The following is a 23,533-nucleotide window of genomic DNA, read 5'->3' as shown; positions in this document are numbered from 1 at the left end:
ACAGTGGCACTAAATTAGCTGTTACGCGCGCCCGACCGGGAAGGCCAATACTTCACTCAGGCTCTCGGCGCCCAACGCCAGCATCACCAGCCGATCAACGCCCAGCGCCACACCGGAACACTCCGGCATACCGTGCTGCAGCGCATCCAGCAGGTTGTTATCAATCGGGTGCTGCGGCAAACCGCGTTCCGCTCGCTTGCGGTTATCCTGATCGAAACGCTGACGCTGCTCGCGGCTGTCGGTCAGTTCACGGAAGCCATTCGCCAGTTCAATACCTTTGAAATAGACTTCGAAACGCTCCGCCACGCGGTGATCTTCAGTGCTGATCTCCGCCAGCGACGCCTGGCTGGCTGGGAAGTGATAAACGAACGCCGGCTTATCACGGCCGATGTACGGCTCCACGCCAACGGTAAACAACAGTTGCAACAGCGTATCGCGATCCTCTTCGGTATCGGCAATGTTGCTCAGATCGAGTTTGGCCGCCGCTTCACGCAGTTGTACCTTCTCCGCTGACAGCGGATCGATATCCAGATGGCGCAGGAAAGCCTGCTGATAAGACAGGGTCTCCGCGCTCTCGCAGTCCAGCACTTGCTGCAGCAGATCATCCACTTCGTTCATCAACCGGTACATGTCGTAGTGCGGACGGTACCACTCCAGCATGGTGAATTCAGGGTTGTGATGACGGCCGGCCTCTTCGTTGCGGAAACTGCGCCCCATCTGATAGATCGGCCCGCTGCCCGCCGCCAGCAGACGTTTCATGTGGTATTCCGGGCTGGTCATCATGTACAGCGTCATGCCATCCGCCGCACCGGGCCCGACAAAACGCGTCTGGAACGGGAACAGGTGAATATCGGTGACCGTCGCCTGGCTCATGGTTGGCGTCTCAACTTCCAGCACGCCACGATCGGCGAAGAAACGCCGGATCTCAGTCAGGATCGCTGCGCGTTTCAACAAATTGGCGATGGGTGCACTTGGCTGCCAGCTTGCCGTTTCGCTCATGGTAATTACTCCGAAATCAAACAGGGGATGCAGTCTACTCGTATCCTGGCATGCAAACAAATTCTTAACAGCCCGGCCGCTTTAACCTCGACATTACCTGATAAATAGTTGGCAAAAAGGTTAATAAAAGTTGAATAAACGTTAAATCCAGACCACAGGCAATTATCCTTCCGCCCGCCGGTTAAAAGGCAAAACAATCGATCACATCAAATTTCTTCTACTTAACTTTAGGTATAGTTAATTCCACATTATTGGTGGGAGATATCTATCCTTAGGCTTTATGCAACGACAATGAACTCAGTTAGTTAGCACCCGAAGAATATTTATAAATATTAAGCATAGATATTTAATTTGCCGTTCTTAACAAGAATATTGGAGGAATGCAGTGCAAACCTTTAACGCCGATCTTGCCATTATTGGGGCCGGGGGTGCTGGTTTACGTGCAGCAATAGCCGCAGCGGAAGCCAATCCCCAACTGAAAATCGCGCTTATCTCAAAAGTCTACCCGATGCGCAGCCATACGGTAGCCGCCGAAGGGGGATCCGCCGCAGTCACTCAGGATCACGACTCCTTCGACTACCATTTCAACGATACCGTTGCCGGTGGCGACTGGTTGTGTGAGCAAGACGTGGTCGACCATTTCGTCCACAACTGTCCGCGGGAAATGACCCAGCTGGAACAATGGGGCTGCCCGTGGAGCCGTAAACCGGACGGTTCGGTCAACGTGCGTCGCTTCGGCGGCATGAAGATTGAACGAACCTGGTTCGCCGCCGACAAGACCGGCTTCCACATGCTGCATACCCTGTTCCAGACCTCGCTCAAATACCCGCAAATCCAACGTTTCGACGAGCACTTTGTGCTGGATATTCTGGTGGATGACGGTCAGGTCCGTGGTCTGGTGGCGATGAACATGATGGAAGGCACCCGCGTGCAGATCCGCGCCAATGCGGTGATCATGGCCACCGGCGGTGCCGGACGCGTGTATCGCTACAACACCAATGGCGGCATCGTCACCGGTGATGGCATGGGCATGGCCTTCCATCACGGCATCCCACTGCGCGATATGGAGTTCGTCCAATATCACCCTACCGGCCTGCCGGGCTCCGGCATCCTGATGACAGAAGGCTGCCGCGGTGAAGGCGGTATTCTGGTGAACAAAGACGGCTACCGTTACTTGCAGGACTACGGCATGGGCCCGGAAACCCCGCTGGGCGAGCCGAAGAACAAATACATGGAGCTGGGCCCGCGCGACAAAGTTTCGCAGGCCTTCTGGCACGAATGGCGTGCCGGTCGCACCATCGCCACCCCGCGCGGCGACGTGGTCTATCTCGACCTGCGCCATCTGGGGGAAAAGAAGCTGCTCGAACGCCTGCCGTTTATCTGTGAACTGGCCAAGGCCTACGTTGGCGTCGACCCGGTAAAAGACCCCATCCCGGTACGCCCAACGGCGCATTACACCATGGGCGGCATTGAAACCGATCAAAACTGCGAAACCCGCATCAAGGGGCTGTTTGCCGTCGGCGAATGTTCCTCCGTCGGTCTGCACGGTGCCAACCGCCTGGGATCCAACTCGCTGGCGGAGCTGGTAGTGTTCGGCCGGGTGGCCGGTGAGCATGCCGCTCGTCGCTCGCTGGAATCTGGCCCGGCCAATGGCAGTGCCCTGGACGCGCAAGGGCGCGACGTCGAAACCCGACTGAGCAATTTGATGAAGCAGGAAGGCAGCGAAAACTGGTCGAAGATCCGCGATGAGATGGGGCTGTCGATGGAAGAAGGCTGCGGTATCTACCGTACGCCAGAACTGATGCAAAAAACCATCGATAAACTGGCTGAGCTGAAAGAACGCTTCAAGCGCGTCAAAATCACCGATAACTCCAGCGTGTTCAATACCGACCTGCTGTATACCATCGAGCTGGGCTACGGCCTGGACGTCGCCGAGTGCATGGCGCACTCCGCCTTCAACCGCAAAGAATCCCGCGGCGCCCACCAGCGTCTGGATGAAGGCTGTACCGAACGTGACGACGTGAATTTCCTGAAGCATACGCTGGCATTCCATAACCCGAACGGCGCACCACGCCTGGAATACAGCGACGTGAAGATCACCAAACTGCCACCGGCCAAACGTGTGTACGGCGCTGAAGCCGAAGCGCAGGACAAAAAGGATAAGGAGCAGGCAAATGGCTGAGATGAACACCCTGAAAATCGAGGTCATGCGCTATAACCCTGAATGTGACGCCGAGCCGCATTTCGAGACCTTCGCGGTGCCTTACGATGAGCAAACTTCGCTGCTCGACGCACTGGGTTACATCAAGGATAACCTGGCTCCCGACCTATCCTACCGCTGGTCATGCCGCATGGCCATCTGCGGTTCGTGCGGCATGATGGTCAACCGGGTACCGAAGCTGGCCTGCAAGACCTTCCTGCGCGAATACACCAACGGCATGAAGGTAGAGGCGCTGGGCAATTTCCCGATTGAGCGCGATCTGGTGGTCGACATGACCCACTTTATCGAAAGCCTGGAAGCGATTAAGCCTTACATCATCGGCAATAACCGCAAACCGGAAGACGGCCCCAACGTGCAAACACCGGCGCAAATGGCCAAATATCACCAGTTCTCCGGCTGTATCAACTGTGGTCTGTGCTACGCCGCATGTCCGCAGTTCGGTTTGAACCCAGAGTTCATCGGCCCGGCGGCAATCACCCTGGCGCACCGTTACAACCTGGACAATCGCGACCACGGCCAGAAACAGCGCATGGCACAGCTCAACGGCCAAAACGGTGTGTGGAGCTGTACCTTTGTCGGCTACTGCTCTGAAGTGTGTCCGAAGCACGTCGACCCGGCCGCTGCTATCCAGCAGGGTAAAGTGGAAAGTGCCAAAGACTTCATGATCGCCATGCTGAAGCCGCAATAAGGGAGAGAAACCGCAATGACAACACAACGTAAGCCCTATGTGCGCACCATGACGCCGACCTGGTGGCAAAAGCTCGGCTTCTACCGTTTCTATATGCTGCGTGAAGGGACCTCGGTGCCGGCCGTATGGTTCAGCATCGTGCTGATCTACGGCGTTTTTGCGCTGAAAGGCGGCGCGGACAGCTGGGCCGGGTTCGTCGGTTTTCTGCAAAACCCGCTGGTGCTGCTGATTAACGTGGTCGCGCTGCTGGCGGCGCTGCTGCACACCAAAACCTGGTTCGATCTGGCGCCGAAAGCCGCCAATATCGTGGTCAACAGCGAGAAAATGGGGCCTGGGCCTATCGTCAAAGCGCTGTGGGCGGTCACGCTGGTCGCCAGCGTGGTCATCCTGGCCGTGGCCCTGCTGTAATCCGGAGGAAACATGATAAATCAAGCACCTAAACGCTCAGACGAACCGGTTTTCTGGGGATTATTCGGCGCCGGCGGCATGTGGGGCGCAATCATCGCGCCTGCTATCGTGCTGCTGGTCGGCATTCTACTGCCGCTGGGGTGGTTCCCCGCTGATGCGCTGGGCTATGACCGCGTACTGGCTTTCTGCCAAAGCCTGATTGGTCGGCTGTTCCTGCTGCTGATGATCATCCTGCCGCTGTGGTGCGGCCTGCATCGTATACACCATGCGATGCACGATTTGAAAATCCACGTGCCGGCCGGTAAATGGGTCTTCTATGGCCTGGCGGCCATCCTCAGCGTCGTCACCGTTATCGGTGTGGTAACGCTGTAAAACTCTTCTGGCGGCCAACTCCCGTTGGCCGTCTGCTTTACCTTTCGGCTACACTGTTTATTCCCCATCCGCTAAACAGGAGTAACCAATGCGTTTTCGATCAAAGCTATGCGCGATCATTCCCGCCTTCCTTTCCGCCGCTTGCAGCGTTTCCCCGCCGAAGAACATCAAAGTAGTGAATGATTTCGACAGCCAGCGCTATCTCGGTACCTGGTATGAAATCGCGCGTTTTGATCACCGTTTTGAACGCGGCCTCGAACAGGTCACCGCCAACTACAGCCCACGCGAAGACGGCGGCCTCAAAGTGGTGAACCGGGGTTTTAATACGCAAAAACAACAATGGCAGGAAAGCACGGGCAAGGCCTATTTTACCGGCTCACCGCAGGTAGCCGCACTCAAGGTGTCCTTTTTTGGGCCTTTCTACGGCGGATATAACGTGATTGAGTTGGATGCAGATTATCGCTACGCGCTGGTTTGCGGCCCAAACCGAGGGTATTTGTGGATACTGTCGCGCACGCCGACGCTGGACGCCGCCACGCGCGACAGATTAGTGCAAACCGCGAAAAACAACGGCTTTGAGACCGATAAGCTGATCTGGGTGAAACAAACGCAACATCAGTGACTGCTGAACTTCAACCCAAGTATGCCGACAACAATCAGGCACAGGCTGAGGATGCGCGCGATGTTGGTTGATTCACCGAGCAATACCATTCCCATAATGGCCGCGCCTACCGCACCAATGCCTGTCCAAACGGCGTAAGCCGTGCCGGCGGGCAGCGTTTTCATCGCATGCGCCAACAACAGCATGCTGACCACCATGGCGGCAACGGTAATAATGCTCGGGGTAAGCCGAGTAAAACCATGGGTATATTTCAGGCCGACGGCCCACACGACTTCCAGTAAACCGGCAATAAGCAGAATAATCCAAGCCATGAAACAGGCTCCATAACGGTGGGGTCGTCCCCGAATGCAGAGGCGTAAACGGGTCGTCCCATTTAGCGTTGTGATATGCCCGGGGGATTATACCTGCAGCTAAGGGGGATAACAGCACAAAGGTGGCTGCAGGTGAATATTCAACGTGGGAAGCGGTATCCCACGGCGCCGTCTTTGGATGGCCGTTCGTGGAATACCGCCGGAGTCGGCAAAGAGGGCTATTGCGCGCTACGCTGGATGGCCTTACCGCCAGCCTGAATATCTTCGCCCACACCCTGAGTGGTGTTGCACGCGGTCAACGAGGTCAAAATCATCAAAGAGAAAATCGCGATAATACTTTTCTTCAGCATAGGAAAGTCCTTATTTGTCAGTGACGATAAAGTACGGCTTTCTAAGCTTAGTAAATATTAGCGGGGGTTGCTGTTTAAATGGTTTTATTTCGCACAATTACATTAGAAAGGTTAATGCTTATTAACTTGCAGTGCGAGAGATAGCGCCACCAAGGTGCTGAACGTCTTCACCAAAGCCGCGGAAAGTATTACAACCGTTAAGGGACAGCAGTATTAACAGGGAGACAACGACCAACAGAGCTTTCTTTATCATGCTGATTCTGCCAAGGGGATGCGGAAGAGAATAAAGCAAAGGAGCCACACAGGGCTCCTTTGTTATGAAACTTATTTTACGCGTGAAACGTATTCGCCAGAGCGGGTGTCAACGCGGACAACTTCGCCAATCTGTACGAACAACGGAACCTTAACCACGGCGCCAGTGCTCAGGGTAGCAGGCTTGCCGCCGGTACCGGCAGTATCGCCTTTCAGACCTGGATCGGTGTCAGTGATTTCTGCTTCGATAAAGTTCGGTGGCTGAACCGCGATTGGACGACCGTCCCACAGGGTAACGATACATTCTGCGTTGTCTTGCAGCCATTTTGCCGCGTCAGAGACGGTTTTTTCTTCAACACCGTGCTGCTCGAAAGTCTCAGGGTGCATGAAGTGGTAGAACTCACCGTCGTTGTACAGGTAGTTCATGTTGGTATCTACCACGTCCGCGCCTTCGCAAGAGTCGGTAGATTTAAAGGTTTTCTCAACGCGAGTACCGGTCAGCAGACGACGCATTTTAACGCGCGCAAATGCCTGACCTTTGCCCGGCTTAACGAACTCACTGGATTCGATAGCGTAAGGTTCGCCCTCGAACATGATTTTAAGACCCGGACGGAAATCGTTGCTAGAATAAGTCGCCATGATGGCCCTCTGAATATTTAAACTGGTAGCTTAGCCAAAAAAATGGCACACATTATAACCCAAAGTACGGCATATAGAGAAGATTGGTTGCATCAACTCGCCGATGTTATTACCGATCCCGATGAATTACTGCAGCTTTTGTCACTGAATACGCATCCGGACCTGCCGCAGGGCCGTGAAGCCCGTCGACTGTTTGCATTGCGCGTCCCCCGCGCCTTCGCCGCACGCATGCGTCCCGGCGACGCCAATGACCCGCTATTGCGTCAGGTTCTGACCGCCAGCGAAGAATTCATCAATGCACCCGGCTTCACGACCGATCCGCTGGACGAACAGCGTAGCGTGGTGCCAGGCCTGCTGCATAAATACCGTAATCGCGCTCTGCTGCTGGTTAAAGGCGGCTGTGCGGTTAACTGCCGCTACTGCTTCCGCCGCCATTTTCCGTATCAGGACAACCAGGGCAATAAGGCCAACTGGCGTCAGGCGTTGGATTATATCCGCCAACACCCGGAACTGGATGAGATTATTTTCTCCGGCGGCGATCCGCTGATGGCAAAGGATCACGAGCTGGACTGGCTGATCGGTGAGCTGGAAGCCATTGAACATGTAAAACGCCTGCGCATCCACACCCGTTTGCCGGTGGTGATCCCGGCGCGTATCACGCCAGAGCTGTGCCGCAGGCTGTCGGCCTCTCGTCTGCAGGTACTGATGGTCACACACATCAATCATGCCAATGAGATTGACCGTGAACTGCAGGGAGCCATGGCGCAGCTGCGTCTGGCTGGCGTCACCTTGCTGAACCAAAGCGTGTTGCTGCGCGGCATTAACGACAACGCCGACACCTTGGCGGCACTGAGCAATGCGCTGTTCGACGCCGGAATTCTGCCCTATTACATCCACGTGCTGGATAAGGTACAAGGCGCGGCGCACTTTATGGTCAGCGACGACGAAGCGCGCACCATTATGCAGGCGCTGCTGAGCAAGGTTTCCGGTTATATGGTTCCGCGTCTGACCCGTGAAGTCGGCGGCAAGCCAAGCAAAACGCCGCTCGATCTGCGCCTGATGCAAGATTGACTGTTCGGCGCAATGACAGAAACAAAAGAGGCATGCCTGGGCATGCCTCTTTCTTATGCTATGGCGTACGCATTAATCTTGCGTTACGGGCACTTATAAACCTGGCCGGCCATTTTGCTGTCCAACGGGGCAAAGCTTGAAAGCAGGTTCTGGCTTGGGCTGGTAGCACCATAAATCACGTTGCCGCCCATTGCCGCTGCCTTGTTGCGCAGATCGTTTGCCGCGCCGCGCATGGAGCTGCCTTCACCACCGTTACCGGACAACCAGTTGCTCTGGGTGCCAGTCACTTCGCCCACCAGCTGGCATTCCGCCGCCGGTTTGGTATCGGTAAATTTAACCTGCTGACCTGCGGCGGAAAGTTCATTGGTGCTGCTGCAACCTGCCAGCAGCAAGGCTGCCGAAAGACCCAGTAAGGCTTTAATCCGCATCTTGTTCCCCATCTATATTGAGAGTTTCGCAAAAGCTTATCAGAAAGCGTTGCTATCTCTTAAGCATCCGTTGCCACTGGTGCTGGCCAACGTCTTGAGCGACAGCTGATGAAAGATCAGTTTACCAGCTAAATCAGCCCGGTCTGCATAAATATCATCAAAAGCAGTGAGACAAAGCACGCAAAAAAAAGCCCCGACCAATTGGCCGGGGCTTTTGCACACGCGAACGTGGGGGATGATTACATCATGCCGCCCATGCCGCCCATGCCACCCATACCGCCAGCGCCACCTAAATCAGGTGCGTCGCTTTTTGGCAGGTCGGTCACCATGCACTCGGTGGTGATCATCAGGCCAGCCACAGAAGCCGCGTACTGCAGAGCAGAACGGGTTACTTTGGTTGGATCCAGGATACCCATCGCGATCATGTCGCCGTATTCTTCAGTGTAAGCGTTGTAGCCGAAGCTGCCTTCGCCTGCTTTCACGTTGTTGGCAATCACGGAAGCTTCTTCACCGGCGTTGATTACGATCTGACGCAGTGGAGATTCCATGGCGCGCAGAGCAACCTTGATACCGACGTTCTGGTCTTCGTTGTCGCCTTTCAGGTTAGCGATTTTGCTGGCTACGCGGATCAGTGCAACACCACCGCCGGCAACCACGCCTTCTTCAACCGCAGCACGGGTTGCGTGCAGGGCATCTTCAACGCGGGCTTTCTTCTCTTTCATTTCAACTTCAGTTGCTGCGCCCACTTTGATAACGGCAACGCCGCCGGCCAGTTTAGCGACACGCTCCTGCAGTTTTTCACGATCGTAGTCAGAGGTCGCTTCTTCGATCTGCTGACGGATCTGAGTCACGCGGCCTTTGATGGTTGTTTCGTCACCCACGCCATCGATGATGATGGTGGTGTCTTTGTTGATCACAACGCGCTTAGCCTGGCCCAGGTCTTCCAGGGTCGCTTTTTCCAGCTCCAGACCGATCTCTTCAGAGATAACGGTACCGGCAGTCAGAGTCGCGATGTCCTGCAGCATGGCTTTACGACGGTCGCCGAAACCAGGTGCTTTAACCGCAGCCACTTTCACGATGCCGCGCATGGTGTTCACCACCAGAGTAGCCAGCGCTTCGCCTTCAACATCTTCAGCAATGATCAGCAGTGGTTTGCCGGCTTTCGCTACGGCTTCCAGTACTGGCAGCATTTCACGGATGTTGGAGATTTTTTTGTCAGCCAGCAGGATGAACGGGCTTTCCAGTTCGATAGAACCGGTTTCTGGCTTGTTGATGAAGTATGGAGACAGGTAACCGCGGTCGAACTGCATCCCTTCAACAACGTCCAGCTCGTCTTGCAGGCCAGTGCCTTCTTCAACGGTGATAACGCCTTCTTTGCCTACTTTTTCCATCGCTTCTGCAATCAGTTTACCCACGGTTTCGTCGGAGTTTGCAGAGATGGTGCCTACCTGAGCGATAGCTTTGGAGTCAGAGCAAGGTACGGACAGTTTTTTCAGCTCTTCAACAGCGGCGATAACCGCTTTGTCGATACCGCGCTTCAGATCCATTGGGTTCATGCCGGCAGCCACTGCTTTCAGGCCTTCGGTGATGATGGATTGAGCCAGTACGGTTGCAGTGGTGGTACCGTCGCCTGCCGCGTCGTTCGCTTTAGAGGCAACTTCTTTCACCATCTGCGCGCCCATGTTTTCAAACTTGTCTTCCAGTTCGATTTCACGAGCAACAGATACGCCATCTTTAGTGATGGTAGGAGCGCCGAAGGACTTATCCAGCACTACGTTACGGCCTTTCGGGCCCAGGGTCACTTTTACTGCATCAGCGAGAACATTCACGCCGCGGAGCATTTTCACGCGTGCGTCATTGCCGAATTTTACGTCTTTAGCTGCCATTGGTATTTCCCTTCAACTCGTTCAGTTCAGAAGATAAAGCGTGTTTACGCTTCAACAATTGCCAGAATGTCGCTTTCGGACATGATCAACACTTCTTCATTGTCGATCTTCTCTGCTTTCACGCCGTAACCGTCGTTGAAAATCACGATATCGCCAACTTTCACATCCAGCGGCTGGATGTTGCCGCTTTCCAGAACACGCCCTTTACCCACCGCGACAACTTCGCCACGAGTAGATTTACCCGCTGCAGAGCCAGTCAGGACGATGCCGCCAGCAGATTTTGATTCAACTTCTTTGCGCTTGACGATAACGCGGTCATGCAATGGACGAATACTCATTGAACGCTCTCCTGTAAGAAGGTCTCTATCAGATTTAGGGTTGTCACCGGATTGTTAATACCGGCTTGTGGGATTTGAAATGGGGGCATTCCATCCCCCTTCAAGGGGGCAGCCAAAAAAATTTTCGCTTTTGATGGCAATACTGAGCTACTGATGCGAAAAACGCGGCCTGGGCCGCGTTTTTTCAACGATCGTTGCGTTTGTCATGATCGTCGGGCTGATGATCCAGCGTATAGCGATCGTCGTTTTTACGCTGGAACTCGCCGTCGAAGGTGTTGCCGTTGGCGGCATCGCCGCCCTGGCTCCAACCGCCGGGGCGATAAACGGAAAGATGCGGCATCAGTTTCAGCGTCAGCGATTTTTGCACCGGGGGCAGTAACAGCAACAGGCCGAGGAAATCGGTAAAGAAACCCGGTACCAGCAGCAAAAAGCCCGCCAGCACCAATGACACGCTCTTCACCATTTCTGAAGCAGGACTTTCCCCCGCCGCCAGTTTTTGTTGCATCTGCATGAAGGTTTTCATGCCCTGATTGCGCACCAGCGAAATGCCGACGCAGGAAGTGAACACCACCAGCAACAGGGTGATCGCCACACCCAATACGGCGGCGACTTTGATAAATAGGGATATCTCTATGTAAGCCAACAGAAATATCAGCAGTAACGGTAACCAGCGCACCTGGTTCTCCTCTGGTAGATCTGCGCAACCGCACGTTGGCGACGGCGCGAAAAGGGGGCCGGTAAACGGCCGACCTAAATACAATGGGGTCTGCCGGTGTGCATTTCAACCAAAGGCCCTTTTTTATTGCTAAAGTTAATAAACGTGAAAGGGATCACAGAACCAGAAACAGGCAATTTAAGAAGGCTCAGAAGGTGATCTGGATTCAGTCATTTATTACTAACCAGCATATGATCTGGGCAGCAACGGGCACAGTGGTTAATCGTTTCATGCCTGAAGCCTTCGGCAACATAATTTGGTTCCCTGACAATTAATTAATTCGGCAGCAATACAAAGAAGGTTCACATGTCAAATAACATTCGTATCGAAGAAGACCTGTTAGGAACACGTGAAGTCCCCGCAGAAGCCTATTACGGTGTTCACACTCTGCGTGCGATTGAAAACTTTTATATCAGCAACAGCAAAATCAGCGATGTGCCCGAGTTTGTTCGCGGCATGGTAATGGTAAAAAAAGCCGCCGCGATGGCGAACAAAGAACTCAAAACCATTCCACGTAAAATCGCTGATGTCATCATCCAGGCCTGTGACGAAGTGCTGGATAAAGGCAAATGCATGGACCAGTTCCCGGTGGACGTGTTCCAGGGCGGCGCGGGCACTTCATTGAACATGAACACCAACGAAGTGCTGGCGAATATTGGTCTGGAGCTGATGGGCCACCAGAAAGGCGAATACCAATACCTGAACCCTAACGATCATCTCAACAAGTGCCAGTCTACCAACGACGCCTACCCAACCGGTTTCCGCATTGCGGTTTACGCCTCCAACCAAAAGCTGATCGACGCAATCAATCAACTGCGTGAAGGGTTTGACCGCAAGGCAAAAGAGTTTGAAACCATCCTGAAAATGGGGCGCACCCAGTTGCAGGATGCGGTACCAATGACTTTGGGCCAGGAATTCCATGCCTTCAGCGTGTTGCTGAAAGAAGAAACCCGCAACCTGCATCGCACCGCCGAGCTGCTGCTGGAAGTGAACCTGGGCGCGACAGCAATCGGAACGGCGCTGAACACCCCGGAAGGCTACCCGCAACTGGCGGTTCAAAAATTGGCAGAAGTCAGCAATCTGCCTGTCGTGCCGGCCGAAGACCTGATCGAAGCCACCTCCGACTGCGGCGCCTACGTGATGGTGCACAGCGCGCTGAAACGCCTCGCGGTTAAACTGTCTAAAATTTGTAACGACCTGCGCCTGTTGTCTTCAGGCCCACGCGCCGGTCTGAACGAAATTAACCTGCCGGAACTGCAGGCGGGTTCTTCCATCATGCCGGCCAAGGTCAACCCGGTAGTGCCGGAAGTGGTCAATCAGGTGTGTTTCAAGGTGATTGGCAACGACACTTGCGTTACCATGGCGGCCGAAGCGGGCCAACTGCAGTTGAACGTTATGGAGCCGGTGATTGGCCAAGCGATGTTCGAGTCAATCCACATCCTGACCAACGCCTGCTATAACCTGCTGGAAAAATGCATTAACGGCATCACCGCGAATAAAGAAGTGTGTGAACACTACGTCTTCAATTCTATCGGTATCGTCACCTATCTGAACCCGTTCATTGGCCACCACAATGGTGACATCGTCGGGAAGATCTGCGCCGAAACCGGCAAGAGCGTACGTGAAGTCGTGCTGGAACGCGGCCTGCTGACCGAAGCCGAGCTGGATGACATCTTCTCCGTGGAGAACCTGATGCATCCGGCCTATAAAGCCAAACGCTATACGGATGAAAATGAACAATAACAGACACACCCGGTAGCCCAAAAAAGGCACGCTGAATCCCCTGGATAGCGTGCCTTTTTACTTTCCATCGCCCACAAAATTTTAACTTTTCGTTTTCAAAAAAACTTATTTTAAGGAGTAGACACTATGTTAGCCGTAGAATTGGTTATCGTTCTGCTGGCCATTTTTTTAGGGGCCAGGCTGGGCGGTATCGGGATTGGATTTGCAGGCGGGCTGGGGGTTTTGGTCCTGGCTTTGATTGGCGTGAAACCGGGCAGTATTCCGTTCGACGTCATTTCCATCATCATGGCGGTGATTGCCGCGATCTCGGCGATGCAGGTCGCCGGCGGTATGGATTATCTGGTTCAGCAAACGGAAAAACTGCTGCGCAAGAACCCTAAACACATCACTATTCTGGCGCCGATCGTCACCTATTTTCTGACTATCTTCGCCGGTACCGGCAACATCTCGCTTTCCGCACTGCCGGTGATCGCCGAAGTGGCGAAAGAACAGGGCATCAAGCCTTGCCGTCCGCTGTCTACCGCCGTGGTATCCGCCCAGATTGCCATCACCGCCTCACCGATTTCCGCCGCGGTGGTGTACATGTCATCAGTGATGGAAGGCCACGGCGTCAGCTATCTGCACCTGCTGATGGTCGTGATGCCGTCTACCTTCTGCGCCGTACTGGTGATGTCGCTGCTGGTAAGCTGGCTGTTCGACTCCAAGCTGTCTGACGATCCGGTTTACCTCAAACGCCTGGAAGAAGGCCTGGTGACCCTGCGCGGCAACAAGATCATGGAAATCAAACCCCGCGCCAAAGTGTCGGTGCTGCTGTTCCTGCTGGGCGTGCTCTGCGTCGTGGCTTACGCCATCATCAACAGCCCGGGCCTGGGCCTGGTGGCAAAACCGCTGATGAACACCACCAACGCCATTCTGATCATCATGCTTAGCGTCGCTACCCTGACCACCCTGCTGTGCCGCGTCGATACTGATATGGTGCTTAATTCCAGTACCTTTAAGGCCGGGATGAGCGCCTGTATCTGTATTCTGGGGGTAGCCTGGTTGGGCGACACCTTCGTGCAGGCCAACATCGACTGGATCAAAGAGACAGCAGGCACGGTGATCCAGTCCCACCCGTGGCTGTTGGCGGTGATCTTCTTCTTCTGCTCGGCACTGCTGTATTCTCAGGCCGCCACCGCCAAGGCGCTGATGCCGATGGCGCTGGCGTTGAACGTGTCGCCATTGACCGCAGTGGCTTCCTTCGCCGCCGTTTCCGGCCTGTTTATCCTGCCAACCTACCCAACGCTGGTCGCTGCGGTACAAATGGATGATACCGGCACCACCCGTATCGGGCGTTTTGTGTTTAACCATCCGTTCTTTATCCCCGGCACCATCGGCGTGATATTGGCGGTGCTGTTTGGCTTCCTGCTGGGCAGCGTGATGCTGTAATGCTTCACCCCGGGGCTGCGGCCCCGGTTTCCCTTCCTCCTGCCCCACTGGCGATAAACTCGCCTTCTAGCTGACCGCCCTTCAAGGTATAGTGCCCACTGATAATCTGGATGAGAGGGCTGAAGATGTCTGATTGCGAAGCTGTCGTCATACTCTGCACCGCACCCGATGAAGCCACGGCACAAGACCTGGCGGCCCGGGTTCTGGGAGAAAAGCTGGCGGCCTGCGCCACGCTGTTACCCGGCGCAACGTCGTTATATTACTGGGAAGGGAAACTGGAACAGGAATATGAAGTGCAGATGCTGTTCAAAAGCGATCGCCGCCATCAAGACGCCCTGCTCAGCTACCTGAAACAACATCACCCCTACCAGACGCCCGAGCTGCTGGTGCTGCCGGTGATGGCCGGAGATAAAGACTACCTGTTATGGATCAACGCCTCATTAAACTGATTTTTCTGCTTTGCAGCCTGTTCTTTCTGCCGCAGGCGGCCCAGGCTTCGCTGTTCGGCCAAAACGGCGGCAGCCAGTTCGTGCCTGTCGATCAGGCCTTCGCCTTTGATTTCAAACAGCAAGGCAATCAGCTGTCGCTGGACTGGCAAATTCGTCCCGGTTATTACCTCTATCGCCAGCAGATCAAACTGGTGCCGAAACAGGCCTCGCTGGGCACCTTCGAACTGCCCGCAGGGCTGAGCCACAAAGACGAATTTTTCGGCGAAGTCGCCATTTTCAAGCAACAGCTGAACCTGAAGGTTCCGCTGCAGCAAGCAACGGCGGATGCCAGCCTGAGCGTAACCTACCAGGGCTGCGCAGAAGCCGGCTTCTGCTACCCACCGGAAACGCGAGTGATCCCGTTGAATGCCGTGAGCGCTTCCGCCGTTCCGGTAATCCCAGAGCCGACAGAGCCGGTAAAGGCACCTAACGATCTGCCATTCTCGCCGCTGTGGGCATTGCTGATCGGTATCGGCATCGCTTTCACCCCCTGCGTTCTGCCGATGTACCCTCTGATTTCCGGCATCATTTTAGGTCGTGAAAAACCGCACAGCAGCGGGCGTATCCTGGCGTTGGCGGTGGTTTACGTGCAGGGCATGGCGCTGACCTATACCTTGCTGGGTTTGGTGGTTGCTGCCGCCGGGCTGCAGTTTCAGGCGGCACTGCAACATCCGTATGTATTGATTGGCCTCTCGGTGCTGTTTATCGCGCTGGCATTGTCGATGTTTGGCCTCTATTCATTGCAATTACCGGCCTCGCTGCAAACGCGCCTGGCGGGCTGGAGCAATACCCAAAAGGGGGGCTCGCTGCCCGGCGTGTTCCTGATGGGGGCTCTGGCCGGATTGATCTGTTCTCCCTGTACCACCGCACCGCTCAGCGCGATCCTGCTCTACATTGCCCAGAGCGGCAATATGTGGGCCGGCGGCGGTACCTTGTACCTTTACGCATTAGGCATGGGGATCCCGCTGGTGCTCGTCACCCTGTTCGGCAACCGCCTGCTGCCGCGTAGCGGCCCATGGATGCAGTATGTCAAAGAGGCTTTCGGCTTTGTGATCCTCGCCCTGCCGGTATTTCTGCTGGAACGTGTGATCGGCGATTTGTGGGGGCTGCGGCTGTGGAGCCTGCTGGGTTTGGCGTTCTTCGGCTGGGCCTTCGCACTCAGCCTGAAAACCTCTCGCGGCTGGGCCCGCGCCTTGCAGATGCTGCTGTTGGCAGCGGCGGTGATCGCCGCTCGGCCGTTGCAAGACTGGGCTTTTGGCGCCAATAGTTCGCAGCAGGCTACGCCACACCTGAGCTTTACGCAGGTCAGTAATGTGGAACAGCTCAACCTGGCGCTGCAGCAAGCACAGGGTAAACCGGTGATGCTGGATCTGTATGCCGATTGGTGCGTAGCCTGCAAAGAGTTCGAAAAGTATACCTTTAGTGATGCAGCCGTTCAGGCTAAGCTGGCCAATGCCGTGCTGCTGCAGGCGGATGTAACCGCCAACAATGCCGAACAGGCAGCATTGCTCAAGCACTTGAAAGTCCTGGGTTTGCCGACAATTCTATTTTTTAACGGCGCAGGACAAGAGTTGACGGCTCAGCGGGTGACCGGCTTTATGGATGCTCCAACGTTCAACGCGCATTTGCAGAAAGTAGTGCAATAAATAACACTGAAGTTCAGAACCGAATTTGGAGGGAGCACAAGTGCAACGCGAACAAGTTCTTGATACGGCACTGGGGCTGTTGGAACAACAGGGCCTGGCAACCACCACATTAGAAATGCTGGCAGAAAAACTCGACGTACAGCCGGGCGATCTAAAACGCTTCTGGCCGGACCGCGAAGCACTGCTGTACGACTGCCTGCGCTATCACGGCCAGCAAATTGACACCTGGCGTCGTCAGTTGCTGCTGGATGAAACCCTGAGCCCGCAGCAAAAATTGCTGGCACGCTACGACGTGCTGGCAGAGTACGTCCAACACGATCGCTATCCTGGCTGCCTGTTTATTGCCGCCTGTAGCTTCTTCCCGGAAGTGGATCACCCTATCCACCAGTTGGCCGAGCAGCAGAAGTTGACTTCACTGGAACTGACGCGCGACCTGCTGCGAGAAATGGACGCCGACGATGCGGATATGGTGGCGCAGCAGATGGAACTGATCCAAGAGGGCTGCCTCAGCAAACTGCTGATAAAACGCCAGCTCCAGGACGTATCCGTCGCCAAGCGGCTGGCGGAAGACATCTTGCAGGTCGCTCAGTGCCGCAGAAATGGCGCATTAAGCTGAATGACACCGTGGTGGCGAGCGCAACCATGGTACTTTAAGCCCATCTCGCGTTTTTTTTGCTCCCTTTGACTGAAAAGACAGCAACCGGATGCGTTTTGCCTTATTTCGTTCACAAAGCCGTTGACTGCCTTCGGCCAATACGGTTTAATGCTGCGCGTTGCCCGGATAGCTCAGTCGGTAGAGCAGGGGATTGAAAATCCCCGTGTCCTTGGTTCGATTCCGAGTCCGGGCACCATCTTTAGAAGAACCCGCCTATGGCGGGTTTTTTGCTTTCTGGGGCAGGACTCTTCATCGAACAAGTTCGATTATTCGGCCAGAGGCCTCACCCTGCGGGCCAACGCTAAAGCGTTGTTCAATCCGGCGCAAGGCCGGTTGTCCGAGTCCGGGCACCATATTTAGAAGAACCCGCCTATGGCGGGTTTTTTGCTTTCTGGGATAAGACTCTTCACCCCACGAGCTTATTCCATATCGAGCCAGGCCGAAAGCTGCTGTAACTCATCCATTACTGTTTGGCGTAATGGAATCTGCTTATTCGGTGTCTGCTCCAGCTCGGAACAGGCCTCAACCGCACGCTGCATGCCCAAACTGGCACAGCTGCTTTTTAGTTTATGTGCCAAATGCGCAACCCTGCGCTCATCCCCTGCTTCGCTAGCTTGTTCAAGTTCGGTCACCCATGACAAGGCATGTTCTGCGAACAGGTCTCGCCACTCGCTGATTTTCTCTTTACCGAATACAGCCATATCCTGCGTTAGCTGAACGAGATCCAAAGTGGGAGCGAGTGGCATCGGGCGTTTTTCCGCCGTTAAATAGTGTCCAATCAGTCGACTTAATGCCTCGCACGCGATGGGTTTTTGTATTAATCCGCAGAAGACCTGCCCGGCCTTCAGCCTTAAGGCTTCATCGACGGCATGGGCACTGAAACCGATAAGGGGCAACCCTGGCCGAAGCGCGGCAATCTGCACGGCGAGCGTCACACCGTCCATATCCGGCAGGTCTAAATCCACCAGCACGCCGCTGAATGCGCCATCAGCCGCCAATGTGTTCAGTGCGCTTTGACCATCATCCACCACCTCCACCTGGGCATGGCAAGACAGCAACATTTCGGCGGTAATACGCTGGGTAACCAGATTGTCCTCCACCAGCAGCAGGCGGTAACCGGAGAGACTCGTTCGCTCTTCGGCCCGATGCTGTATCGGCGTAGCTGCGATAACCAGCGGCAGACTCAGTGAAAAACAGCTGCCGCTTCCCGGCGTGCTGGTCACGCTTAAGCTCCCCTGCAGCGCCTCCGCCAACCCCCGACTGATCGCCAGCCCAAGTCCGGTACCGCCACGCTTTGTCGTCAGTTGCACAAAGGGTTTAAAAATCTGCGCCAGCGCTTCACCAGCAATGCCACACCCCGTGTCTGCAACGTCAATTTGCCAGCGCTGCCCGTCGCTATGGCAGCGAACCTCCACCTGGCCTCTCTCGGTAAAACGCAGAGCATTGGCCAGCAGATTCATCACAATTTGGCGAATGCGCCTCGGATCGCCTTTTAGCCATTGAGGCAACTCGTCGGCGCAAATGAGCGTTAACGTGACCTCACGATGGCGGGGCCGCCCGGACATCAACTGTACGATACTCGCCAATAACTGGCGCGGATCGAACGCCTCTTCGTTGAGCGTAACGCTGCCCTTACCCGCCTCGAGCGCAGAGTAATCCAAAATATCGTTGAGGATCGCCAGCAGGCTTTCACCGGAATCATTAATCGCCTGAACGTAGGAGATATTCTTTATCGACAACGGTTGCTCTGATAACAGTTGAGCCGTGCCCAGTATACCGTGCAGCGGAGTGCGAATTTCATGACTCATCGCGGCCAAAAAGGCGGACTTAGCCCGGTTGGCCCTTTCCGCCTCTGCCCGAGCCTGGTGGTGCTCCATCACCATGGCTTCCAACTCGGCGGTACGTAATTCGACCTGCTCCACCAAGTCTTGGCGCTGGTTTTGTAAGGCATAGGCATTGGCGCGAAAAGCCTCCATCAACTGCCCCATGGTATTTAACTCCCGCACACCGGAAGTCGCCGGAAATGGCGTGTTGAGATCGCCCTCCAATAACCTTTCCAAAGCGGCTGTTTGCTTTGCCAAGGGCAACGTCACCGAGCGCCAAACCACGCGCCACAGGATCAGCGACAGCGCCACCAACGAGAACAAACTCAAGGCAATCAGCCAGAACTTTCCCGTTTCCCGAGCCTGCCGAAGTGCCTCTAACGCCTGAGTATTGCGCAGTTCGATATCGCCGACCTGACGGCTGATTTCAGTACTGAAGCGAGTAAACATATCCAGGTTGTCTTGCGACAGCGCCTGAAGCTGCGCGCGGAGATCCCTTTCCCGCTGATACAGTGCCGCAAGCTGTTGATAACGTGCCAGGGTCTGTAATTCACGCGCTATCTTTTCGCCTGTGAGGGGATCTTCAACTCGCTCCTGCCTGCGCTGGAGAATACGAACGTAGTTGCCGATACGGGAGATTAATTCTGCCGGCACGCGCTCGGCCAATTCCTTCTCCAGCAGCAAAATCAGATGCTCAATTTGTATCGCATTGAGCCGCAGCTCAGCCATTTGATTTTGATATTCATAATCGATATCAATCAGGCGATCTAACGCCTGCTCCGCGGTCTGACTGCGATGCTGCTCAATCAAATCGTAAATCCCTGCCTGCGTAACGCCTGCGGCCGTTGCCGCATTGTTTAACTGCCCTTTGGCCAACTCGGCAATGCGGGCCGCCGCATCCATAATTTCACGGGAAAGATCGCGCTGCTGTTTGCGCAGCGCCAGGCGCTGGCCAACCAATTCACCCTGCAGGCCTAAACTGCGCGTAATGTCGGACTCCTGCTGCTCTATTGCCGCCGTATCAAACCCTTGGCTGCGCAAGCGCTCCAAAAGCCGGTTGATACGTAAACTTTGCACCGTGAGCATTTTCCCTTGTGCCATCCAATCGGCCTGGGTGTCGGCATTGGTCAAACTTTGGGCGGAAAACAATTCGTATGCGCTGGCCTCACTGAGTTGCCGGGCCAAATTCATCGTCGGGATCACTGACCGGGTGCGATTTTGTTCGACCTCGCCCATAAAGCGAAAACCCAACCAACCTATCAGCGAACTGATCAGCGCTAACCCTACCATCAGCAAAAAAGCCAACCAAAGTCGCTGCGTTAATGAAGGGTGCCCCATAGATATCCTGATTATGAAATTAAAGTTGTTTTATCAGTGACGAAACCTCTAGCATAAAGGCTTATTAATTATGAGGCTATTATGCGCAGCGCGATTTTCCGTTTTCTTCTGCCGTTTTTCTGCGGCGCGATAACCTGCTCGGCATTGGCTGTGTCGCAAGCCCCTCTGGTGCGTTGGCTAAACGAGCGGCAATCAGAGCCGGTGGCCGCCATGCCGGTATTGCAGGTGGAACGCCGTTGGAAATTATGCGCCCTCTACCCCAGCCTGAAGGACGCTTACTGGCTCTCCATCAATTACGGCATGATCCGTGAAGCCCAGCGGACTAACGTGCAGTTGAAGATATTTGAAGCCGGTGGCTATTCGCAGCTTGAAACCCAACGCGAGCAATTAACGCTCTGTCGCCAATGGGGGGCCGATGCAATTTTGCTTGGCAGCAGCCTGGCTCAATTCCCCGATCTGGCGGCCTCCGTTAGCGACACGCCGGTGATTGCCGTAGTGAATGAACTGAATTTTGCGGTGGCCAAAGCCCGGGTGGGCGTGCCCTGGTTTCAAATGGGCTACCAACCTGGCCGATATCTGGCCGAACATCCCCCTCACCCTTCACTCCATGTGCTGCTGATGCCAGGGCCAAAGGATGCCGGTGGCAGCCAGGCAATGGTTGACGGGTTTCGCACCGCGGTGGAAGGAAGTTCGATCAAGATCGTCGATGTGGTTTATGGCGATAACGACGTAGAAATACAGCGTAACCTATTACAAGACATGCTGGAAAAACACCCTGAAATCAACCTGATTGCCGGGAATGCCATCGCCGCTCAGGTCGCTATGGGAGAAGCACGCAACCGCCGCCATCCCTTGGGAATTGTCTCTTTTTACCTGTCTCATCAGGTATACCGGGGACTGAAACGTGGCAGAATCATCGTGGCGGCCAGTGACCAAATGGCGCTTCAGGGCGAGCTGGCCGTCGATCAAGCCATACGAGCCTTGCAGCATCAACACGTTGACATGAACATCAGCCCGCAAATTCTGGTGCTGACGCCGGCGAATATTACCCCTGAGAAGGTAAAGTTATCCCTTTCTCCCCTGGGTTTTCGCCCGGTGTACCTGTTGCCTTCAGCTAACGTCAGCCGCCAGAAAGTAACCCTCGCCATGCCGGGTGACAAATAACTCGTGGCTCAATTTGTTTCTCAACCGGCGGATCAGGACATCCACAGTACGAAGATCAGGCTGGTCAACACGGTGAGATGACAACATGCGCAGCAGCCGTTCGCGGCTCAACACCGTGCCCGGGTTGGTGATAAATGCCAGCAGCATTTCGTATTCGGCTCGCGTCAGGCGAATCGGCTCCCCCTCGCATTCCAGCGTATGCCTGGAAGGATTAAGACAATACCCGGCGAACAGATAGCAGTTTTCCTGTTGCCCTTGCCTTGTGGGCGTTTTGGCCAGATCGATGCGCCAAAGGAGGTTTTTGACCCGCACCACCAGCTCACGCAATTCTAGAGGTTTAGTGACATAGTCATCCGCCCCCATTTCCAGCCCTACAATCCGATCAATTTGCTCGCAACGGCCAGTCACGAGAATAATGCCGACGTTTGAACGCTCACGCAGGGATCGGGTCAGCAACAAGCCATTTTCATTGGGCAGGTTGATGTCCAGCAGCACCAGATCTACCGGCTGAAGCAGCATAATTTCCTTCAGCCCCGCCCCGCTTTCTGCCACAGAAACCTGGTAGCCCTCATGAACAAAATAATCACGTAAGCGCGCCTGGGTAACCGGATCGTCCTCAACGATAACAATGTGATGGCTCATGATTTCACGCTCGCCCCAGCCTGTTCATATCCATTCATATTCTGACTTATTCCATTCATCCAGACCGGTGACCCCGTTCATATTTACTCAATATCCTACCAAAGGAGTACCCATAATAACGAGAAGGTTTATTTATGAGCAAACTTTGGCGAAAACTGACCCGGCCCAGCGCCAGGTGGTCAGTGCTGGCATTGTTAGGGATCGGTTGCATTATCGGGTTGGCCCTCATTATCGTGCCGCATACCGGCATTAAGATCACCAGCAATACGGAATTCTGCGTCAGCTGTCATGCGATGCAGCCGGTCTATCAAGAATACCAACAGTCCATTCACTTCAAAAATGCATCCGGCGTACGCGCGGAATGCCGGGACTGCCATATCCCACCGGATGTTCCAGGCATGCTGTGGCGCAAGCTGGAAGCAGCCAACGATCTCTACCAAAACTTTATTGCCCATTCGATTGATACGCCTGAAAAATTCGAAGCGAAACGCGCCGAACTGGCCAAGCGCGAATGGAAGCGCATGAAAGACAACAACTCCGTCGGCTGCCGTTCTTGCCATAACTACGAGGCCATGGAGCACAGCAAGCAGCACCCGGAAGCAGCCAAACAGATGAGCATTGCGGCGAAAGACAATCAGTCCTGCGTCGATTGCCACAAGGGTATTGCCCACCAGTTGCCGGACATGAGCAGCGGTTTCCGCAAGCAATTTGAAGATATGCGCCTGCACGCCAACGAAAACAGTGACGGCAACACACTGTATACGCTGGACATGAAGCCTATCTACGCGGCCAAAGGTGATAAAGAACCGGCGGGCTCTTTGCTGCCGGCTTCGGAAGTTAAGGTCGTCAAACGTGACGGCGACTGGCTTGAAGTGCAAATCGTGGGTTGGACAGAAACCGAGGGACGCCAGCGCGTGCTTTCGCTGCTGCCTGGCAAACGCATTTTTGTTTCTTCCATTCGCGATGAAGTGCAAAAGCACGCCCAAACGCTAGAAAAAACTACGGTAGCCACCACCGGCACGGAGTGGAGCAAACTGCAAACCACCGCCTGGGTGCAAAAAGGTGACCTGGTCAACGATATCAAACCGATTTGGGCCTACACCAGCGCGCTGTACACCGGCACCTGTAACCAATGCCACGGTGCCCCGGACATTGCGCACTTTGACGCCAACGGCTGGATCGGCACGCTAAACGGCATGGTGGGCTTTACCAGCCTGGATAAGCGGGAAGAACGCACCCTGCTGAAATATTTGCAGATGAATGCTTCCGATACCGGCGGCGCAGACCAGAAGCACTAAGGGAGAAT

General features: G+C 54.8%; 24 protein-coding genes and 1 tRNA gene. 14 read left to right on the top strand and 11 right to left on the bottom strand.

What is annotated here, in order from left to right; translation table 11 throughout:
* Positions 1-21: 21 nt before the first annotated feature.
* Positions 22-999 (bottom strand): elongation factor P--(R)-beta-lysine ligase, encoded by a 978-nt coding sequence (gene epmA, locus LQ945_RS15020; protein WP_020824895.1) that lies wholly within the window; start codon positions 997-999, stop codon positions 22-24.
* A gap of 385 nt (positions 1,000-1,384) precedes the next feature.
* Between epmA and frdA the strand changes: the two genes are divergently transcribed.
* From frdA to blc, 5 genes are all read left to right on the top strand, one after another.
* Positions 1,385-3,181 carry a fumarate reductase (quinol) flavoprotein subunit gene (gene frdA, locus LQ945_RS15015; protein WP_020824894.1) on the top strand — a complete coding sequence of 599 codons (1,797 nt, stop codon included), beginning with the start codon at positions 1,385-1,387 and terminating at the stop codon, positions 3,179-3,181.
* Positions 3,174-3,908, top strand: coding sequence for a succinate dehydrogenase/fumarate reductase iron-sulfur subunit (locus tag LQ945_RS15010; protein ID WP_128865700.1), 735 nt, complete (start codon positions 3,174-3,176; stop codon positions 3,906-3,908). Before frdA ends, LQ945_RS15010 begins: the two co-directional genes overlap by 8 nt.
* 15 nt (positions 3,909-3,923) lie before the next feature.
* Complete coding sequence (frdC, locus tag LQ945_RS15005) at positions 3,924-4,316, top strand: fumarate reductase subunit FrdC (RefSeq protein ID WP_037425927.1); 393 nt, start codon at positions 3,924-3,926, stop codon at positions 4,314-4,316.
* A gap of 12 nt (positions 4,317-4,328) precedes the next feature.
* The gene (frdD, locus tag LQ945_RS15000) at positions 4,329-4,688 is read left to right on the top strand and encodes a fumarate reductase subunit FrdD (protein WP_044553927.1); all 360 of its coding nucleotides are present in this window, start codon (positions 4,329-4,331) and stop codon (positions 4,686-4,688) included.
* 88 nt (positions 4,689-4,776) lie between these two features.
* Positions 4,777-5,310, top strand: a complete 534-nt coding sequence (gene blc, locus LQ945_RS14995; protein WP_270101100.1) for an outer membrane lipoprotein Blc — start codon at positions 4,777-4,779, stop codon at positions 5,308-5,310.
* Here blc and sugE read toward each other — a convergent pair.
* The 4 genes from sugE to efp all read right to left on the bottom strand — a co-directional run bounded on the left by sugE (position 5,304) and on the right by efp (position 6,862).
* Positions 5,304-5,621 carry a quaternary ammonium compound efflux SMR transporter SugE gene (gene sugE, locus LQ945_RS14990; protein WP_020824889.1) on the bottom strand — a complete coding sequence of 106 codons (318 nt, stop codon included), beginning with the start codon at positions 5,619-5,621 and terminating at the stop codon, positions 5,304-5,306. The two genes, blc and sugE, sit on opposite strands and share 7 nt — an antisense overlap.
* A gap of 218 nt (positions 5,622-5,839) precedes the next feature.
* The gene (locus LQ945_RS14985) at positions 5,840-5,971 is read right to left on the bottom strand and encodes an entericidin A/B family lipoprotein (protein WP_044553925.1); all 132 of its coding nucleotides are present in this window, start codon (positions 5,969-5,971) and stop codon (positions 5,840-5,842) included.
* Between the two features lie 121 nt (positions 5,972-6,092).
* Positions 6,093-6,224: an entericidin A/B family lipoprotein gene (locus LQ945_RS14980; RefSeq protein ID WP_071827072.1), complete on the bottom strand. Its 132-nt coding sequence runs from the start codon at positions 6,222-6,224 to the stop codon at positions 6,093-6,095.
* A gap of 71 nt (positions 6,225-6,295) precedes the next feature.
* Positions 6,296-6,862 (bottom strand): elongation factor P, encoded by a 567-nt coding sequence (gene efp, locus LQ945_RS14975; RefSeq protein ID WP_020824887.1) that lies wholly within the window; start codon positions 6,860-6,862, stop codon positions 6,296-6,298.
* A 42-nt stretch (positions 6,863-6,904) separates the two neighbouring features.
* On the opposite strand from efp, the gene epmB reads away from it, so the two are divergent.
* Positions 6,905-7,933, top strand: coding sequence for an EF-P beta-lysylation protein EpmB (epmB, locus tag LQ945_RS14970; RefSeq protein ID WP_270101098.1), 1,029 nt, complete (start codon positions 6,905-6,907; stop codon positions 7,931-7,933).
* 83 nt (positions 7,934-8,016) lie between these two features.
* Here the strand turns inward: epmB and LQ945_RS14965 are convergent, their stop codons facing one another.
* From LQ945_RS14965 to LQ945_RS14950, 4 genes are all read right to left on the bottom strand, one after another.
* Complete coding sequence (locus LQ945_RS14965) at positions 8,017-8,361, bottom strand: DUF4156 domain-containing protein (RefSeq protein ID WP_020824885.1); 345 nt, start codon at positions 8,359-8,361, stop codon at positions 8,017-8,019.
* Positions 8,362-8,600: 239 nt separating this feature from the next.
* Positions 8,601-10,247 (bottom strand): chaperonin GroEL, encoded by a 1,647-nt coding sequence (gene groL / locus LQ945_RS14960; RefSeq protein ID WP_262241313.1) that lies wholly within the window; start codon positions 10,245-10,247, stop codon positions 8,601-8,603.
* A gap of 44 nt (positions 10,248-10,291) precedes the next feature.
* Positions 10,292-10,585: a co-chaperone GroES gene (locus LQ945_RS14955; protein ID WP_004952634.1), complete on the bottom strand. Its 294-nt coding sequence runs from the start codon at positions 10,583-10,585 to the stop codon at positions 10,292-10,294.
* A 184-nt stretch (positions 10,586-10,769) separates the two neighbouring features.
* Entirely contained in the window at positions 10,770-11,261 is a 492-nt protein-coding gene (locus LQ945_RS14950; RefSeq protein WP_182820961.1) for an FxsA family protein, read from the bottom strand.
* A 345-nt stretch (positions 11,262-11,606) separates the two neighbouring features.
* Between LQ945_RS14950 and aspA the strand changes: the two genes are divergently transcribed.
* From aspA to LQ945_RS14920, 6 genes are all read left to right on the top strand, one after another.
* Entirely contained in the window at positions 11,607-13,043 is a 1,437-nt protein-coding gene (gene aspA, locus LQ945_RS14945; protein ID WP_020824881.1) for an aspartate ammonia-lyase, read from the top strand.
* Between the two features lie 126 nt (positions 13,044-13,169).
* Positions 13,170-14,471 (top strand): anaerobic C4-dicarboxylate transporter, encoded by a 1,302-nt coding sequence (locus LQ945_RS14940; RefSeq protein WP_044553921.1) that lies wholly within the window; start codon positions 13,170-13,172, stop codon positions 14,469-14,471.
* Between the two features lie 125 nt (positions 14,472-14,596).
* Positions 14,597-14,920 carry a divalent cation tolerance protein CutA gene (gene cutA, locus LQ945_RS14935; RefSeq protein WP_262241310.1) on the top strand — a complete coding sequence of 108 codons (324 nt, stop codon included), beginning with the start codon at positions 14,597-14,599 and terminating at the stop codon, positions 14,918-14,920.
* Positions 14,896-16,605, top strand: a complete 1,710-nt coding sequence (locus tag LQ945_RS14930; protein WP_269935723.1) for a protein-disulfide reductase DsbD — start codon at positions 14,896-14,898, stop codon at positions 16,603-16,605. Before cutA ends, LQ945_RS14930 begins: the two co-directional genes overlap by 25 nt.
* A gap of 40 nt (positions 16,606-16,645) precedes the next feature.
* Positions 16,646-17,221, top strand: a complete 576-nt coding sequence (gene dicD, locus LQ945_RS14925; protein ID WP_044553918.1) for a division control transcriptional repressor DicD — start codon at positions 16,646-16,648, stop codon at positions 17,219-17,221.
* Between the two features lie 159 nt (positions 17,222-17,380).
* A tRNA-Phe gene (locus LQ945_RS14920) sits at positions 17,381-17,456 on the top strand.
* Between the two features lie 223 nt (positions 17,457-17,679).
* On the opposite strand, the gene torS is transcribed toward LQ945_RS14920, so the two are convergent.
* A complete protein-coding gene (gene torS, locus LQ945_RS14915; protein ID WP_270101087.1) occupies positions 17,680-20,421 on the bottom strand; it encodes a TMAO reductase system sensor histidine kinase/response regulator TorS in 2,742 nt (913 codons plus the stop codon).
* An 81-nt stretch (positions 20,422-20,502) separates the two neighbouring features.
* On the opposite strand from torS, the gene torT reads away from it, so the two are divergent.
* Entirely contained in the window at positions 20,503-21,585 is a 1,083-nt protein-coding gene (torT, locus tag LQ945_RS14910; protein ID WP_270101086.1) for a TMAO reductase system periplasmic protein TorT, read from the top strand.
* On the opposite strand, the gene torR is transcribed toward torT, so the two are convergent.
* A complete protein-coding gene (torR, locus tag LQ945_RS14905) occupies positions 21,532-22,227 on the bottom strand; it encodes a two-component system response regulator TorR (protein WP_270101085.1) in 696 nt (231 codons plus the stop codon). The genes torT and torR overlap by 54 nt on opposite strands.
* A gap of 134 nt (positions 22,228-22,361) precedes the next feature.
* On the opposite strand from torR, the gene torC reads away from it, so the two are divergent.
* Positions 22,362-23,525, top strand: a complete 1,164-nt coding sequence (gene torC, locus LQ945_RS14900; protein ID WP_270101084.1) for a pentaheme c-type cytochrome TorC — start codon at positions 22,362-22,364, stop codon at positions 23,523-23,525.
* Positions 23,526-23,533 lie beyond the last annotated feature (8 nt).

The organism is Serratia liquefaciens, assembly GCF_027594825.1.
Classification (GTDB): domain Bacteria; phylum Pseudomonadota; class Gammaproteobacteria; order Enterobacterales; family Enterobacteriaceae; genus Serratia; species Serratia liquefaciens_A.
This window is presented reverse-complemented; position numbering and strand designations above follow the sequence as displayed.